11 protein-coding genes are annotated in these 16,182 nt (G+C 62.6%); 8 read left to right on the top strand and 3 right to left on the bottom strand.

Features of this window, described 5'->3' with window-relative positions:
• Positions 1-1,443, top strand: coding sequence for an efflux transporter outer membrane subunit (locus tag QEN71_RS35160; protein ID WP_201651932.1), 1,443 nt, complete (start codon positions 1-3; stop codon positions 1,441-1,443).
• Positions 1,444-1,631: 188 nt separating this feature from the next.
• On the opposite strand, the gene QEN71_RS35155 is transcribed toward QEN71_RS35160, so the two are convergent.
• Positions 1,632-2,762 (bottom strand): porin, encoded by a 1,131-nt coding sequence (locus QEN71_RS35155; RefSeq protein ID WP_201651934.1) that lies wholly within the window; start codon positions 2,760-2,762, stop codon positions 1,632-1,634.
• 468 nt (positions 2,763-3,230) lie between these two features.
• On the opposite strand from QEN71_RS35155, the gene QEN71_RS35150 reads away from it, so the two are divergent.
• The 6 genes from QEN71_RS35150 to QEN71_RS35125 all read left to right on the top strand — a co-directional run bounded on the left by QEN71_RS35150 (position 3,231) and on the right by QEN71_RS35125 (position 11,487).
• Complete coding sequence (locus QEN71_RS35150; protein WP_201651936.1) at positions 3,231-4,511, top strand: EAL domain-containing protein; 1,281 nt, start codon at positions 3,231-3,233, stop codon at positions 4,509-4,511.
• A gap of 500 nt (positions 4,512-5,011) precedes the next feature.
• Positions 5,012-5,401, top strand: a complete 390-nt coding sequence (locus QEN71_RS35145) for a hypothetical protein (RefSeq protein WP_201651938.1) — start codon at positions 5,012-5,014, stop codon at positions 5,399-5,401.
• 32 nt (positions 5,402-5,433) lie between these two features.
• On the top strand, positions 5,434-5,940 hold the full coding sequence (locus QEN71_RS35140) for a hypothetical protein (RefSeq protein WP_201651940.1): 507 nt from the start codon (positions 5,434-5,436) through the stop codon (positions 5,938-5,940).
• Between the two features lie 214 nt (positions 5,941-6,154).
• On the top strand, positions 6,155-6,997 hold the full coding sequence (locus QEN71_RS35135; RefSeq protein ID WP_201651942.1) for a hypothetical protein: 843 nt from the start codon (positions 6,155-6,157) through the stop codon (positions 6,995-6,997).
• Positions 6,998-7,001: 4 nt separating this feature from the next.
• Positions 7,002-9,005 carry a RiPP maturation radical SAM C-methyltransferase gene (locus QEN71_RS35130; protein WP_201651944.1) on the top strand — a complete coding sequence of 668 codons (2,004 nt, stop codon included), beginning with the start codon at positions 7,002-7,004 and terminating at the stop codon, positions 9,003-9,005.
• A 235-nt stretch (positions 9,006-9,240) separates the two neighbouring features.
• The gene (locus QEN71_RS35125; RefSeq protein WP_201651946.1) at positions 9,241-11,487 is read left to right on the top strand and encodes a hypothetical protein; all 2,247 of its coding nucleotides are present in this window, start codon (positions 9,241-9,243) and stop codon (positions 11,485-11,487) included.
• A gap of 52 nt (positions 11,488-11,539) precedes the next feature.
• Here QEN71_RS35125 and QEN71_RS35120 read toward each other — a convergent pair whose 3' ends face one another.
• The gene (locus tag QEN71_RS35120) at positions 11,540-13,597 is read right to left on the bottom strand and encodes a hypothetical protein (protein WP_201651948.1); all 2,058 of its coding nucleotides are present in this window, start codon (positions 13,595-13,597) and stop codon (positions 11,540-11,542) included.
• A gap of 341 nt (positions 13,598-13,938) precedes the next feature.
• Between QEN71_RS35120 and QEN71_RS35115 the strand changes: the two genes are divergently transcribed.
• Positions 13,939-14,892 (top strand): DUF2971 domain-containing protein, encoded by a 954-nt coding sequence (locus QEN71_RS35115; protein ID WP_201651950.1) that lies wholly within the window; start codon positions 13,939-13,941, stop codon positions 14,890-14,892.
• Positions 14,893-15,155: 263 nt separating this feature from the next.
• Here the strand turns inward: QEN71_RS35115 and QEN71_RS35110 are convergent, their stop codons facing one another.
• Positions 15,156-16,073 carry an alpha/beta hydrolase gene (locus QEN71_RS35110; protein WP_377791348.1) on the bottom strand — a complete coding sequence of 306 codons (918 nt, stop codon included), beginning with the start codon at positions 16,071-16,073 and terminating at the stop codon, positions 15,156-15,158.
• Positions 16,074-16,182: the final 109 nt, after the last annotated feature.

The raw sequence follows: 16,182 nt of genomic DNA, 5'->3' as shown, positions 1-16,182 counted from the left end.
ATGCAACCCGCAACCACGCCCCGCCGTCTCGTTACGCTCGCATGTGCCACTGTGCTGCTTGCCGGCTGCGCGGGCGCGCGGCATCAGCCGCTACCGGCCGCGAACGTACCTAACCACTGGACCGATTACCGCACGACAAACGAAGCCGTGTCCGCAGCCTCAGGTTCGTCCGTGCTCGCGTCCACCGGCGCACCGATACCGACTGACTGGTGGCGCGGCTTCAGCGATCCCGTACTCGATGATCTGATCTCCAACGTCCTCGCGCGCAACAATGACCTCGCCGCCGCCGCCATCCGCGTCTACCGCGCGCAGTTGCAGGCCGGCCTTGCCGCAACCAGCCTGACGCCGAGCGTGACGCTCGATGGCAGCGGCAGTGTGTCACGCACGCTCGACACCGGTCAGGTCTCACGCGCAAGCAGTGTCACAGGGTCGCTCAGCTACGAACTCGACCTGTGGGGCAAGCTGGCCGCCCAGCGCGATGCGGCGCGCTGGGAAGCCGAGGCGACACAGGCTGACCGCGACACCGTCCGGCTGTCGCTGATCGCCACGACGGCGGGCCTGTACTGGCAGACGGGCTATCTGAACCTGCAGATCGCACTGGGGGATGCCAACATCGCCTACGCCGAACGCACGGTCGCGCTCGTCAGATCCCGCCATGCATCGGGCGCCGTCTCGGGGCTTGATCTTGCCCAGGCCGAGCAGAGCCTGTCCGCGCAACGCGCCGCGCAGACGCAGCTCATCCAGCAGCGCACCGAGAGCCGCCACGCACTCGCCATCCTGTTCGACCAGCCGCCCGAGGTACACGTCGCTGAGCCCGACGCGCTGCCCGGACAACCGCCGCCGGCCGTCCCCGCGGGGCTGCCTGCCGGTCTGCTCGGTCGACGTCCCGATCTGCGCGCGGCGGAATTCCGGCTGCGCGAGTCGCTTGCCAACGTTGACCTGACCCGCACCAGCTTCTATCCGTCCTTCACGCTGACGGGATCGGTCGGCACATCGAGCGCGAGCCTCGAGCGCGTGCTGTCCAATCCTGTTGGCACGCTGGGCCTGGGGCTCGCGCTGCCGTTCATCCAGTGGAATACGATGCAGTTGCAGATCAGGGTATCCCGCGCACAGTACGAAGAAGCCGTCGTGGCGTTCCGGCAGCGGCTCTATGTTGCGCTTGGCGAAGTGGAGAATGCTCTGTCCGCGCGGGTGCAGCTCGAACGTGAAGGCGAGCAGCGTACGTTGTCGCTTGAGCAGGCCCAACGCGCAGAAGCGCTCGCCCGGGTCCGCTTCATCGCAGGGGCAACGGGCGTGCAGCCGTGGCTCGACCAGCAGCAGCGCCTGCGCGACGCACAGGGCGCCGCCGCACTGAACCGGCTTAACCAGCTCAACAACCGGATGACGCTGTACAAGGCGCTGGGTGGTGCAGATGTGACAGTCGCCGACGCCGCACGCCCATGATCGGGCTGCGCGGTCAGCGACTGCACGGCGACTGCGCAGCGACTGTGCAAACGGAATGTGGGCAGTGCCTGAGGAGGGGTTCCGCGCATGACATCAGCGCGGGTGGCGCTGCCCAGGCACGCTGCAACGCCAGATCGACGATCCGACGAACGTGAAGTGGTCGATGCCGCCAGTACGGCGGCCTTCGTTCAGAACTTGTGGCGGATACCGGCCGTCACCGTCGCCTGCCTGCCGGAGCCCGATGCACCCGTTGCAGAGCCAATCACGGCGACGGCCGGCGTACCCGACGGATCCTGCGTTCCCGATGCCGTTGTATAAGCGGCCCACGCGTAGACATCGGTGCGCTTGCTCAGTGCATAGTCGGCGGCGGCGGCAAACTGGTGGTACTTCGCCGAAGAATTGCCGCTCGACTTCATGTACACGTAGCCAATCTGCGTCTGCAGCGGCGCCGACACCTGCCACACGGCGTACACCGAGCCGGTATTGTATTTCTGCGTATTCGCGAATGCGGAACGGCCGTCTGCCGTGTATTCCGCATGGCTGTAGTACCCCCCGAGCGTCACGGGACCCACGAGGTAGTTGCCGCCAAAGCGGACATTGTTGATCGCAGACGCAGTCGCATAGGCGGCGTTCACGGGCGTACTGAACAGCGAATCCCACGTCGTCGTACCCCGGTTCGCGGCGTTGCCGTTGTTGAAATGATAGTAGCCCGCAGCGACGTTAAGCGGACCGTTGCTGTAGGCGGCTGCCACCGCGTAGCTCTGGCCGGAGCCCGTCGCGCCCGCGACGCCGCCCAGCGAGTACAGTGCCGAGAACTGGAAACCCGACAGGGACGGTGACGTGTACTTGATCGCGTTATTGACGCGGGCGCTGTTGTCGGCGTTGTCGATGTCGCCCGGCGAGATGAATACGCCCCCGAGGAAGTTGTCGCCCTGAACGGGCTGGACCAGGTCCACCAGCGGATCGTACTGGCGCCCCACCGTCAGCGTGCCCCACCTGTCGCCGCTCAGACCGACGAACGCCTGCCGGCCGAACAGGCGGCTGCCCTGCCCCATCTTTCCGTTCGTCGAATCGAATCCGCTTTCCAGCGTGAAGATAGTCTTCAGGCCACCGCCGAGATCTTCCGCACCCTTGAGGCCCCACCGGTTGCCCGACTGGTTGCCCGAGGTCATCGAAATGGACTTGTGGCCGCCATCGTTGTTCACCCAGGTCAGCCCCGTATCGACGATGCCGTAGAGCGTCACGCTGTTGTCGGCATGAGCCGCGCCCGTCGCGGCCAGCATGGCCAGAGAAAGAAACATCCGTGTATTATTTTTCATCTGCATTCCTGACCTGTTGGAGGGTGAACACCGCCGACCTCACGACCAGCGGGCGACTTCACCCGACGCGGCGCGCGCCTGTCGACGCTGGCTTCGGGCCGGCAAATGCTGCACCCGAACGGTTCAGGAACTGTCGAGAAATACTCCGGATCGCATGAAGAAAATTGCCCCGCGCACGGACGCGAAGGATGCGCCCGGGCTTCCGTCCGGCCGACACCTCACGGTCAATCCATTGCGCATCCATACAACATCCACATAATCTGGACGATTGCGCGCAATCCTTTGACTGCGTCAACTGTCAGCGCCCGCACATGGGTCAGCGGGGTCGGCGCAGTCGGCGCCGGACCGTCGCCAGCGTTCGGGCCGGCGTGATCGACGCATAACCCCTGATGGCGTAACAGCGTGCAGGTGATGGCACCGCGAATCTGCGTTGCGCAATTTTCCAGTCGCGCGCAAGGAGCCGCATCCATGACGCAACACACCACCTTCACGCCGTCGTCCGACCTCCTGCCGGCAGCGTGCTCGCGCTCCGGCTGCGAGAAAGGCGTGGACCGGCCACCGCAAACCACGCTCTCGGTCATCGCGACGGTCACCAACCTCAGGCAGATGGCGCAGGCCTACGGCGACGCTTTCGCCGCCCATGCCCTGCGCATCCTGCACGAGCGCGCGAACGCGCTGGGTTTTGTCGACACGTGTACCGTGATGCGCACGGGCGAACACCTGCTGTTCTCTTTTGACTTGCGGGCGCACGCCCAGCGCCTCTTGCCATCGGGAGTCGATCCTGGCCCGTATCTGATCGACCGGATCCTGCTTTCACTCGGCAATGAGGCGGTCAAGGCAGGCGACGCCCACGCGTACCCGGCTATCGTCGCCGAGGTCGTGCCTTCAGGGACGCGTCCCGAAGCGATCATCGAAAAGTCCGTCAGTCTTCAGTTCGGCCAGCCATTCACACAGTGGCGAAGACAGTATCAGGCGAACACGACGACCGCGCGGCGCGTCTTCGGCGCGCTCGCCTCCGGGCGTCTCGATTTCGACTTCGAACCGGTCTACGATCTGCGAACGGGTGGTGAACCGCTGTACTACGAAGCGCTCCTTTGCGAGCGCACGGATGGGCAGCTTCGCCACATCGGCGCCAGTGTGGCCGCCATCGAACAGCTCGGGCTTGCCCGCCGCCTCGACCACTGGGTCGTACGGGCCATCATCGCGAGGCTGCGCGCGCTGCCCGGGGTCCGCCTGGGTTGCAACATCTCCATGCAAAGCGCGGTGCCCGACGCATGGTGGGCGCTTGCGTTCGCCACGCTCGAGGGGGCGCCCGAGCTCGCCAGCCGGCTGACCATTGAGATCACCGAGACTGCGCTCTCCGCGCAACCGGAAGCCGTCATCGGGTTCGTCAGGAAGCTGCAGTCCTTCGGCTGCCAGGTCGCGCTCGACGACATCGGGACCGGCTTCAGCTGTCTGCAGCAACTGACCAGCCTTGACGCGGACGTCGCCAAGATCGACCGGTCTTTCCTTGTGGCCGCGCGCGAAGACGACATGGCCGCACTGCGCCTGGGCCAGCTTGTCGGCTTCGCCCGTACGTGTACGAACTCCGTCATCATCGAGGGCATCGAGTCCGATGAGGACGCAAGGCTCGCCTGCGCGAGCGGCGCGACCGGTCTCCAGGGCCACCTGTTCCGCTCGGGCGCATACGGTCCCGACGTCGCACGCCTGCTGCAACTGCCTGGCTCGCACGCGGCCCGCAACGGCTGACCCGGTATCGCAATAGCAGTCAGGCGGATCTCGCTCCGCAAGCATCGGTGCGTCAACCCGGTTGAACATTTTTTTATCATCAATCAGTCTGTCATTTTCGCTTATAGCGAAAAGGGGTTCCTGCAACCCGTTTCTTAAGGAAAATTTCAGGATCAATTCGCGAAAAAGTACTGCCATCAAATTCGAATAGCGCAATACACATTCATTGCAATTCGCCAGGCTTTAGAGCCGCGCTTTAGAACCCGCGAAAATTGCCGCATTGCCTGCTTACAGAAACAGAAAAATCGCCTTGCTGTTTTCCATGCAGTCACTATCCTGAAACCGTGCGCCATCCGCATGGCCCGCATAGCCTCCATAGCCCGTATGGCCCTATCAAGCCATCCCGGGCATGTCATGCACAACAATAATCCCGCGGGCGCCAATCGATCTCTCGTGCATTGCATCCCGCCTGGGTACGTGTGTCTGGCTGTCATTTTCAACGCCCTCTGGAGGCATCCGGAATGAGCGCCTACTTTAATCTTTACCGACCGTCGCCCGAGGATCAACCGACGCGCGGCGTCCTGCTAAAGCCTCGCAATCCGGGCGATCCGCCGTGGATTTTCTGGGTGGCGTCGCTGGTGACTTCCACAGCCCTGAAAAGCGCTGCGTCACACATCACCGACGAACAGAAGCGGGCATCTTTCATCAAGGGACTTGATGCACAGATCGCAGCCGATGTCGATGAACTGTGCCCGCGTCCTCCCCGCCCGCCATTTCCGCCTGGACCCAACTCGTTCGCGTTTGAGGTCGCCAGCGAATTGTCGCTAGCCGCCGCCTCGCTCACGGAAGGACAGATCCGCAGCGAACTGCAGTCAATCGCCGGGCTGATCGTCGAGCGCTCCCTCGCGTAGCGATCCACCACGGTAGCGTGACGGGAGGCAACATGCCCGACTGGACGAGATATAACGCCGAGCTGCTTGCAAAGGTCGGGATTCCGTGGCCGCGCCTCCATCCCGCGACGCACCGCCCACCACCCGATGATGTGCGCGGGGAATGGCATGTCCCGGATACGGCGGGTGCAGGTTCTGCATCGTCTCCCGCGTCACCGTGGCAGGCAGTGTATGAGCCTGCGGATCCTTCGCCGTGGCGCGTGGCATACGATGCGCTCAGGCAGGTCAGTCTGCAGATCGTCTCGCTCGTTGCACTGCGTGAGGCTCTGTCCCGCAAGGGCGCTCAGGCAGCCGTCGCCGCGCAGCAGGCGGGCATTGACGCAAGGATTGACGACGAAATAGACAACTGGTGCGGCACGCGTGTACCTCTACACTGGCCGCATCCCCGAACGCTGGCGCTTGCGAGTGAACTGGCGTTGCTGGCGAGCCAGATCCCGGACACCGAAGTGCAAACAGCGCTAGTCGGTATCTCGACCCGCATTCTGGAGCGCAGCGCATAACGCGTGAACGGACCACGTGCTGCGTCGTGCGGACGAAGCCTCTATCGGACCATGCCCGCCGGCCATGCAGAAAGACACAAAGCTTGCCACGATACCCGGTTCGGTCATGTTGCGGGTTCAATGAACCGGAGTCGCCCCCAGCAGGCGTGGCGAGTTGCGTCCTTCCCGCACGAAGTTCTGGCGTTCCACAGACTGGCAGACCTGGGAGCTACATATGAGTCGCATCATCCTCTTTCAACGTGGCGAGTCGGGCGGGATTCTCATCGGCGCCAACGCTGTGCGTGCGATCCCGCCATTTGCAGCGCCCGTGCTCGCGCATCTGCGCGCGATCTCCGATCTCCTGCGCGCGAGTTCGACTCAAACGCCCGAAGCCTCACAGGAGATGGCGGGGCTCACCACGAAAATCGCCAATCTTGCGGTGGAGCGGATTGAGGCGGCGATCGGTGCGCTGGATGCGACCGATTCGCTTGTCTATCTCACGGACGACGATGGTTTCGTCTGTGGATCGACGGGCGCCCCGCCCAGGCCGATTCACTGGCCACCCGTGGGCGGGCGGGAGACGGGCCCGCTGGAGGCGGACGAACTCCTGGCGCCTGACCTCGTCGAACTGCTTCATCGGGCGACTGGCAAGGGGATCAAGTTTCCCGATTTCCTCGAAGATCCCGCCTCGGCAGCCAAGGCCGTCGACGTGAAGCTTTCCAAAGTCTCGGCGGCGAATCTGCAGCGGCTCGCCCCCTCCCGCCTGGCCAAACTGCAGGATCCCGTCGACCGGGAACTCGTAGGATTCCTGCACAAGGTCATTGAGGACGGACGGTTCACACAGACATGGTCTGCAGAGCCCGTGGCGGTGTCCAAAGCGCTCGAGGTTGGTCTTTCGGATCCGGCCATCGACAAGCTGCTTGGCAGCAGCGCAATTGTCGGAAAGGTCGGCGACGTCGCCAACGTCAGCATTGAACAGGGCATCGTCGTTGGCGTGGTCGCGGTCGTGCTTGTCGTCGCAGATCAGGATCCCCGCTTCCAGAACGTGGTGGACCGCTCCGGCATCGAGAAATTCTGACGCCATGTCCGAGCGCCCCGACACCCGACAGCCCCGCGTACTGCTGGTCAGTCCTCCCTGGACGTCGCTGAATGAGCCGAGCCTTGGCCTTGCCCTGCTCAGCGCCATCCTGAAGCGTGAGGGCATCGCTGTGCGCGTCACGCACCTGAACCTTTTCACGCTCGATTTCCTGCGTGCGCAAACCTATGGCGCCCTCGCCCGGATCTATGCACTCGACGACTTTCTGTTCAGCGGACTGCTCGATCCGGAGGTCACCCCTCGCCAGCTTCGACTGCTTCGCGAAAAATGCGCCGAGGTGGTGTCAGTCGGTACGATCGACCACCGCCAGCACGGCGGGATCGCTGGCATTGTGGCGAAGGTCCTGCAGTTGCGCGCAGAGGTCATTCCGGCCTGGGTCGACACGCATGTTGCGCGTATGGTGCAGTGGTGTCCGACACTCGTCGGCTTCACCTGCATGTTCGACCAGACGATCGCCTCTGTCGCGATTGCCTCTCGCCTCAGGCGCGCTGCGCCCGGGATCATGACCGTGCTCGGTGGTTACGCCGTGCGGGCGCCCACGGGCGAAATGTTGCTGGACGCCTTTCCGTGGATCGATGCGATCTGCACCGGCGAGGGCGAGCCGTGCATCGCCGCACTGGCGCGCGTGTCAGTGAACACGGAGCCGGACCTCTCGGCCGTGCCCAACCTCCTGTACCGCAATGGCGCAGGCAGGCCTGTCGAAAGCCCGCAGGCTGGCCGCGTCGACATGGACACCGTGCCGCCGCCCGACTTTGATGATTTCTATGCCGAAGTCGCGGAGCTCAGCGCCGCGCACTCGGTCGACATTTCCGTCGATCGGCTGCCCGTCGAAAACTCGCGTGGATGCTGGTGGGGCGCCACCCACCATTGCGTATTCTGCGGCATCCACGATGACGACATGGCCTATCGCGCCCGCAGCGCGGAATCCGTGCTCCACACGCTCGATTGGCTCAGCCATCGCTATGGATGCAACGAGTTCCGCTTTGCGGACTACATCCTGCCGCACGCCTACTACAACACGCTTTTGCCCAGACTCATCGAGCGCGGCGCGCCCTACCGTCTGAAATGCGAGCTGAAGGCCAACATCGACGCGCGGCGCATGCGTCTGCTGGTAGACGCCGGCTTCGTCGAAGTGCAGCCCGGTATCGAGTCCTTCAGCAACCGCGTGCTGACGAGCATGGACAAGGGCGTGTCCGGCGTCCAGAACGTCTACCTGCTTCTGCTCGCCCGGCGCTACGGTCTGACGCTGCTCTATAACCTGCTGTACGGATTGCCTGACGACGACGCCGACACCCTTGAGGCTATCGCGCGCGCCTTGCCACACCTTGCGCATCTTGATCCACCATCGACCCGCGGCCGCATCCAGATTACGCGGTATGCGCCGTTGCAGGCGGATCCCGCCCGCTTCGGACTCGGCGAACTGCGCCATGAGCCGGCATACGATCTCATATTTTCCGGGGACTATCTGGCGGGCTCCGGATTCGACCTCGACCGCTATTGCTACATTTTCAGACTGCCGTTCGAGCCCTCGCCGCGGCTTGCCCGGATCTATCGCGAGATCGAAGCGCTGTGCGACGCGTGGACAGCCGAGGATCGGCGCAGGCCCATGGATCTGCTCTACGAGTGTGATGAGGCTGGCCGGCTCATCGTCTCCGATAGTCGCAGGGAGCCCATGGAACGCCATGCACTGAGCGCCGACGAGAGCCGGCTTCTTCTCGCGGCAGAAACGCCCACGACGCGGCCGGCCCTGAGCGCCATGCTGCCGATGACTGACGATGAACTTGGCGTAACGCTACGCGCGCTGGCAACGCGCGGGCTGATTTTCGAAGACGGCGGGAAACTCGTCTCGCTCGCCCTGCCGATGAACGGCGTCGCGCCTCGCCGTCACTGGTGGGATCACTATGCGACCCGGTGGCGTCCCGTCGCCGAACACGAGCCGGGCACACCATCCGCCGTTGATGTCCCCTATGCGTGGCACGAGGGCCGCTGAGAATTCTCTTGAACAACATGGCAGGGGCGGGATGGGGCGTGACGCGCCTGGGCACGGTGATGTTCGCATCCGTGCGCCAGGCATCCAGCCGGCACATTTCGATTACTCCGCCTGACCAGCCAACCTGTACCCTCTTTTCCAGCATTGAATCCCGGCATCACACAGATCGCGCATCGCACTATGCAGGGGATCGGATACCGTTCCCTCATCCAACAAGTATGAAAAAGGAAAGAGCATGGTACCGGTTCAAGGACTCAAGGCATATCGTGCTCACGCGCTGATCCAGCGATCTGCAACGCGTCTGTCCATGACGGCGCTCTTCACCACAGTCTGCGTTCTGAGCGGATGCAAGCCTTTCGTCGACTGGAGCGCAAACAAGGTCTACGCCAGTCTTTCGGAGCCGTGGGAATCTGAAGCGCCGAGAACGTTTACCAGCTACCCCTCATCCCCGACCACCCAGGCGATCATCGGCGCGGGCGGTCGCAGTCTGGACTGTTCGATTCCCTCGTGGGCTGATATCGCGTTCCGGCGGCCTTCGAGCCAGTTGTCCGACGTCCGGCTACGCTTCCGGCAGGCCTGCGTGCTTCACGACTTCTGTTATCGCCACGGCCTGGCCACTTACGGCTACACACAAAACGACTGCGACGTCATGTTGCAGCAGTCATCCTATCGTCTATGTCGCCAGGTCTTCGCCAAGGACAGTACCGATAGCCCAGGCAAGCCTTCCAGCGACAATCCGTTCTCGTTTTGCGAAACCGAGGCCAAGAAGGTGCTGCTCGGTGTCGCGCTGGGTGGTGCCGGTTCATACATGGGACCGGACCGGTCGACCTATTTCGAGTACGATCCGATGCCCTATGCGGCTGACGACTATGTGATCGCGCGCGCGGTCCCGCCTGGTTCACATGCAGGCGCACCGGCCGCTGACATGGGTATCCGCACGTTTTACTTCAAACGCAACACCGTCACCATGTCCGCACTCGTCGAACGGGACGGGTTGGCCAGTACCTGGAATACCCCGAATGTCGTGCCGTTCCCCGATCGACGCATCGCGACACCGCCTCAATGGGCGCACTCTCCTGGTGCTCCCATGCTGGCCTCTGTCGCGCGCGACAACTTCGCGAACACCAGCGTGCGCGTCTTCAAATTTCTATACGATTCCCCCTCGCCTGACTCGCCTTTTGTCATCGAGAGTTGCGATCCGCAGAAAGGCATGCAGTGTTCGCAGGTCGGTGATGTGTCAGTGAGCAAGCTTGCGGTGGTCGGGCAGCGTGCCGGACTGCTGTCCCTTTCACATCGAGGCTGTCTTCCTCCACGCGGGAATAAGACCTGTCCCGGAGTCACGCCAGAGCTTGTCTGGCAGGACTTCGGCAGCCCAAACGTTGAGCGGCCCTATCAGTTCGACACGCGCTCCGTGCAAGGCAACGCGCGATTCCTGCAGCACGACTTCCTTCTCGAGAATGATGCAACGGGATCGGCAACGCATGCCTGGGTTCTCGCCCGCGGCATAACGGTGACGCCCGACGGGCATGACTATGCGGAATCCGTCGCGGGCAGTGCCACCCCCTGCAGCAACGCCGTAGCGGACTACCGGGAATGCGTCGCAGTCACCCGCCAGGAGCTTAAACCAGGCGGCACGGTGGAACGCTCCGTGATTCGGGCCAGGGAAAAGAATGAGCCTCTTTCAGTGATACGGCTTGCTGACGGCAGTCCGCTGCTAGTCGGACTGGAGTGGGACGATACCGACTTCGATCGGGTTGTAGCTGGCAAGCTCCCCAGGAGCGCGCCAGCCTTTCGATACTGGAGCGTGGCCGACGCGCTTGAGCATGGAAGCGCCGGCCATACCGCGCCTCTCCCAGATGAGACGAAGGACGGCTTCATGGACATGCCAGCGACCATCGCGAACGTAAGCGGAACCGGTCAACCCATCCTGGTGCTCACGCGAATCAACGCCGCTGCCAGGGAAGAAACGGGCAGCGCGCAGGAACAGGCGAAGACCGACACCGCCAGGACGTTCGACGACGAGCACGCGACAATCGAGGTTCTCGTCGCCAGGATCGACGGCGGCGCAGGAAAGACCGTCGGCGTCACGCAGACCGGACGTGCCTACTGTTCAATCAATCTTCGCGACCAGTTGTTCCTCCAGGATTCCCGAGGAGCACGGATGATTACGGAACATGCCAACCGGTCCTATGACCAGCCGGCAACCAGTACGATCAAGGTGGGATCGGCAGAATGGCGCAAGGGCCTGCTTGAGCTGGCCCAGCGATGGAAGATGAGTCAGGTACTGGTCTCAGAGTCACCCGACGACAATGCCGCGGAACTCATGCTGGTGACCATCGTTTTCAAGGGCTTCACAGACATGAGCGTTCAGTTGCGGCTGCACACCAATGCGAACGAGGCTCGCTTTTCAGCCCAGAGGGGAGGCAAGCGTTTTGCCAGTTGCGGCGAAGGCAAGGCGCCTCCCCTTGCCCCGGCGAACTGACGTGCATCTTCGCAGGCGGCTTCGTCGTGAAAGCCCTGCCTTGCGATACTCGTCAAATGTCCCAACGATCAGGCGATGCCCTGAACCAGTATTCGCGATCTGGCCCGTGCCACCTGTCACAGAGATGTCCCGACGCGTCGTGATCCAGGCCCCGCCTTGATCCGCCCGGGTCAATCCCGAGTTGTGCGAGCAGCGCGTACGATGCCTGGTAAAATTCGAGGTGTTGTCCAAAAGAAAAAGGCGATTCCCGGGTCCCGTCTCCTGAATAATCCTCGCCCGCGACGAATGCTTCCCTGAAATGGCCGAACACCTGACGAGCCATATCATCCGTCGTGGCAGCTGCCGTGCCCCCAAAATCTGCCGAATGCCCCATCCGCATCAACGCGATGCCCGCCGCCGCGAGGTGGTCCATTTCTTCATCCCGATCGCAGAGGCGCTCAAGCACCAGCAATCCGATATCGCGGGAACTGGTCTTCAGGGCGGCTGCCCGTAACAGCAGCTCGATTCCACGGTGCGCTCGTGCATGCAAGGCAGCCGACGTCAGGGCGTACAGCTTCCGGAACCGGTCGTCTTCCGGAAACGCCGTCTTGACGATATGTTCAAGATTCAGCCACGCGAGGCGCGTGTCGCCTTGCCCGCGCATGACCCAGGCTCGCCGCACTTCCTTTGTGTGCTTCGCCTGCGCAGCCAGAAAATTCGCGAGCGCGGTTTCCACGCCTCGTCCCGTCGCGGGAATGTCCCCGCCCGCCTGAATCTGACTGGCTGCTGCATCGAGCGACGCGGCTATCTGTTGCGGGAGCCAGACCGCCAGCGCCCGATGCTCGATCAGCGAACGCACGCACAGGAGTGCGGCCAGGCCATTTCCTTGCACGACCTGGCGCGCAAGCTGCACCTTGAAGGCCGCCGCCTTTGTCTGGCCGACCAGCATCGCGAGTTCAAGGCAGAGGTTATTGAAACGCAGCCATTGAACCTGATCCGTGGCATCGGGAGCGCCGGCCTGAAACTCCGAAACAAGGTGATGCTCGGCGCGGCGGGCAGCAGCAAATCCGAGAATATCGGCTGCGTTGGCTCCCTCCCAGATCCTGAAGCCGGACGCCCGGGCGTCCGCATCGCACATCTGGCGTCGCGGCAGACCATCTGTCAGCGGTGCCGCTTCGGGGTCGAGCAGCATTGCTTCCAGATCGTCGCGTTCGGTCGTAAGCCACCGGGTGATGGCCGGCGCATTCATCACCTCGGCGAATGCGTCATCACCTGCCGTCCGACGAGCTTCCGGCAGGATCTCCGACAAGAGCCGCCGGGTCGTCTGCGCCCAGGATTCTACGGGACCAACGTCCACCGGCCGCGTCGGTCCCGTGACTGGCTTTTCGGACCAGGAAAGCGCGAAAAAGGCCTCATAGACGGATGCAACTGCTTCCAGCAGGAGCCGGCCAGCGGCAGCCCGTTCGGGGAAGAGCGCAACGATGTGGCTTCCATAGTTCGGGTGAACATAACTGTTGAGCGCCGCACGTGCCTTCTCGAGCCGGGGCATGGCCTTTGCCGTCGACTTCAGGGCAGGCCAGCCTTCTCCTTCGAGAACGGTATCTGACGCAAGCGTCGCAAGCGAACTCGAAGCAAATGCCAGAAACTGGTTCAGCCGTTCCTGGTCGGCAACGTCGGCCGAGCCTGCCAGCGTGGCGAGCCCTTCCACATCGATGTCGAGGGCATGGAGTCGCAACACCTCCTCGCACATGGTCCGAAGCACCAGCGCGGCAAACAGTAGATCGCCCGTGGTCGATGCATCCGCAAACGCCCGTTCCAGAAGCAGCCAGCGAGGCCATGCTGCGGCGCTAAGAACCGGCTTGACCAGATGATGGATACGACGGATGAGCGACGGCCGCGCCATGACATCTTTGGGTGGCTCACCCTGCGCCCATAGTTGCAGTGCACGTATGCCCAGGGCGAGCGTCTGCTGTTCCTTATCCGGGACCGTCCAGCGAGGGATACGGTGATTTCCTGCCACGCGTCGCTGCAAGGCAGCGTCAGCCGCTGTCAGCAGTTCAGGGATCCCCTCAATGGACATCCACAGATCACGCCAAGTCGGGAACGCCAGGGGTGGAGAGATGCTGTCCATGAACGCCCATGGGTCTTGAGGAAAGGAGCGAAATGCTAGCCGAGCCGTAGGGAAGCGTCAACGCGGCGCCATCGGTCGTCCTGACGCGCCTGCGGCGTCGCCATATCGCTCACGCGGAGTCGGGTTATCGCGGCGTTTGCCGGGATGACTGCTCGCGCGCGAATGGGCTGAAAAGCGGGCTGAAATCGGCTGAAATCGGGCTGACGTCGCGGCCCTCTGAGGAAGATCCGATCGGGAACCCCCGGGCCGATGACCAGCAACCCGACGCCGGAACGCAAAAGAATGCTAGATTCCCGTTCCACCGGCGCGCGCCCTGCCGTCAGACCTCACGAATAACAACGATGACGCTGCTTTTCAAATATCGCCCACCAATCGACTTCTCCAAAACGGTTCGCTGCAACACGGCAAGGATCTTTTCAAACTCGGCGCTTTACTATGCAAAGCCCTCAACATTCAATGATCCGTTTGACGGGCGGATACTGTTCGATTTTATCGCCGACAAGAACGATGCTTACGATCGCCAGTTCCGGGTAATCCGACGCCGTGCATGGGAGCGCAGCAAGGTCGAACGTCACGTGATGCTGCCGACAGTAATGCAGGCCTGGAATCAGGCGAAGAAAAACGTCGACTACACGATGGATCTGCTCGACAACAACCGCTTCGACTATGAGCGCTACTATCGCGACGCGATGGATAACTTTGGTGCGCTCGCACTATCAGCGGAAAAGCACAATCTGCTACTGTGGGCTCACTATGCTGCCGAACATCGGGGTCTGTGCCTCGGGTTCAACTGGGAAGCGACCGGGCTCCCTCCAGCGGCCGAAATGCAGTACTCCACAAGCTATCCGAAAGTGGACTTCTGGTCACACTCGGAAGCTGAACTGGGAAAGATTGCGCTGTTCCAGAAATCTTCGGAATGGGCCTATGAGCAGGAGTTTCGATCCATCAACCCGGCGACGTTTGAGTGGTATCCGAAGTTCGACCGCCGCAATGCGGCAGCACGTGAAGCGATGAGAAAAGCGAAGATCGATCGGCCGGGCAAAGCCGGCCGCTTTGAGCGAAGGAACGTGATGGCAGCGCACTCGTACTCTTACAAGAGACCGAAGACGGATGGCGCGGGTACGCTCAATTTCGCAAAGGACGCCCTCAGGGAAGTGATCTTTGGAGAGCGGATGACCCGTGATTCTATTATCCTGCACGCCCATTTCATCAGGGGCTGGGGCTTCAATCCGGTTTTCTGGCGAGCGGTCCGTAACCCGACACGCTTCAGCATTGATTTTGTGAAACTGCGATGACCGCTACTCTCCATGGGGTGCAATGCTGCCTGAACGCGGGCGCTGTAGCCAATTAACAAGAGTGTCTGTGCGTGGTGCATCGCCTCGCTTCGATGTCTTCAACAGCGCCAGCCTCGTGGAGATGTCTTGATAGCTGCTGCCCCCTACGGGCGGATTGAAGTCGAACCAACCGCAGTGGAATAGTCCGATGTCCGGATCACGCCTGCACAGACAGCAATCCGGTTGCGCAGTCACCGAGGCGACCGGGAACCAGAAGTAGCCGTTCAACCAAACGCATGCAACGGTACGGCCTGACCGTGAGGAGCGTGGCTGACGGTCACGGGGCGCACCTCGCGCGCAGTGAAGGCGCCGAGAAAATCGAGCACGCTTCGTGTCACCTGCTTACGATCGTTGTCGATGCAGATCATATGGTAGCTGTTCTCAAGGATCAGCCCTTTCGCGTCGGGAATCGCGTCCAGCAGGAATTCTGCCGAGCGCAGCGAGGTCAGTTCGTCTTCGCGGGCATTGGCCACGAGCGTCGGACACGGTATGCCGCGGGCGCTATCGAGCACCCAGTGCCGCAACCGGTCCACCTGGCGTATGCAGGTCAGCGGCACCCAGCGATAGTGAAACGGATCACCCCGCTCGAACCGCGCCTTGATGGCCGAACGGATGAGCGTGTTCTTGACGCCGAACGGCGCTTTTTCCTGGACGCGCATGATGCCGGCAAGGCGGGGCATGCGATAGATCATGTGCCGCAACCAGCGATAAGACGGCACAGACCAGCCGTCAAGAAAGACGGGCGCGGCCAGCGCGACCAGCCGCCCCTTGCGGTGCTGGCGACGCTCGGCCAGCAGCAAGGCGAGCAAGGCGCCCATGCACATCCCGATCACATGAAACGTGTCGTACCGTTGAACCAGCTCGTCGTAGGCGGCCGTCACGTTCTCGAGCCACGCTTCGGCCCGGACCTCGCGCAGATCCCCGGGCGTGCCGCCGTGGCCCGGCAACGTCGGGGCGTGCGTCGCGATGCCAGCAAGCTCAAGCGATCTGCGCATCCGTCCAAGGTCATGTTCCGAACCGCCGAGTCCGTGGATGATCAGCGCGCCGACGCGCAACGCGCGAGGTCCTGTCGTGTTCGCGGCCGCTTCGAAGCCTGCATGCCAGACGCGCTCGGGACGGCCAGTGTTGTCATTGCTGCGCAACGTGATTTCTCCGGTCAGTACGGGGTGGCACCACGTGCGGCATCAATGCATTGCCGCACCGGTGAATTCCGGACTGAATTTTCAACATCGACCGTTTGGTCTTCGTTGA

This window comes from Paraburkholderia sabiae, assembly GCF_030412785.1.
GTDB lineage: Bacteria > Pseudomonadota > Gammaproteobacteria > Burkholderiales > Burkholderiaceae > Paraburkholderia > Paraburkholderia sabiae.
Note: the sequence above shows the minus strand (reverse complement) of the source record. Positions and strands in the feature narration are given on the sequence as shown.

Excerpts from the sequence above, each read along its gene's own strand:
- QEN71_RS35160 (WP_201651932.1), top strand. The coding sequence starts at position 1 with ATGCAACCCGCAACCACGCCCCGCCGTCTCGTTACGCTCGCATGTGCC.
- QEN71_RS35155 (WP_201651934.1), bottom strand. The coding sequence starts at position 2,762 with ATGAAAAATAATACACGGATGTTTCTTTCTCTGGCCATGCTGGCCGCG.
- QEN71_RS35150 (WP_201651936.1), top strand. The coding sequence starts at position 3,231 with ATGACGCAACACACCACCTTCACGCCGTCGTCCGACCTCCTGCCGGCA.
- QEN71_RS35145 (WP_201651938.1), top strand. The coding sequence starts at position 5,012 with ATGAGCGCCTACTTTAATCTTTACCGACCGTCGCCCGAGGATCAACCG.
- QEN71_RS35140 (WP_201651940.1), top strand. The coding sequence starts at position 5,434 with ATGCCCGACTGGACGAGATATAACGCCGAGCTGCTTGCAAAGGTCGGG.
- QEN71_RS35135 (WP_201651942.1), top strand. The coding sequence starts at position 6,155 with ATGAGTCGCATCATCCTCTTTCAACGTGGCGAGTCGGGCGGGATTCTC.
- QEN71_RS35130 (WP_201651944.1), top strand. The coding sequence starts at position 7,002 with ATGTCCGAGCGCCCCGACACCCGACAGCCCCGCGTACTGCTGGTCAGT.
- QEN71_RS35125 (WP_201651946.1), top strand. The coding sequence starts at position 9,241 with ATGGTACCGGTTCAAGGACTCAAGGCATATCGTGCTCACGCGCTGATC.
- QEN71_RS35120 (WP_201651948.1), bottom strand. The coding sequence starts at position 13,597 with ATGGACAGCATCTCTCCACCCCTGGCGTTCCCGACTTGGCGTGATCTG.
- QEN71_RS35115 (WP_201651950.1), top strand. The coding sequence starts at position 13,939 with ATGACGCTGCTTTTCAAATATCGCCCACCAATCGACTTCTCCAAAACG.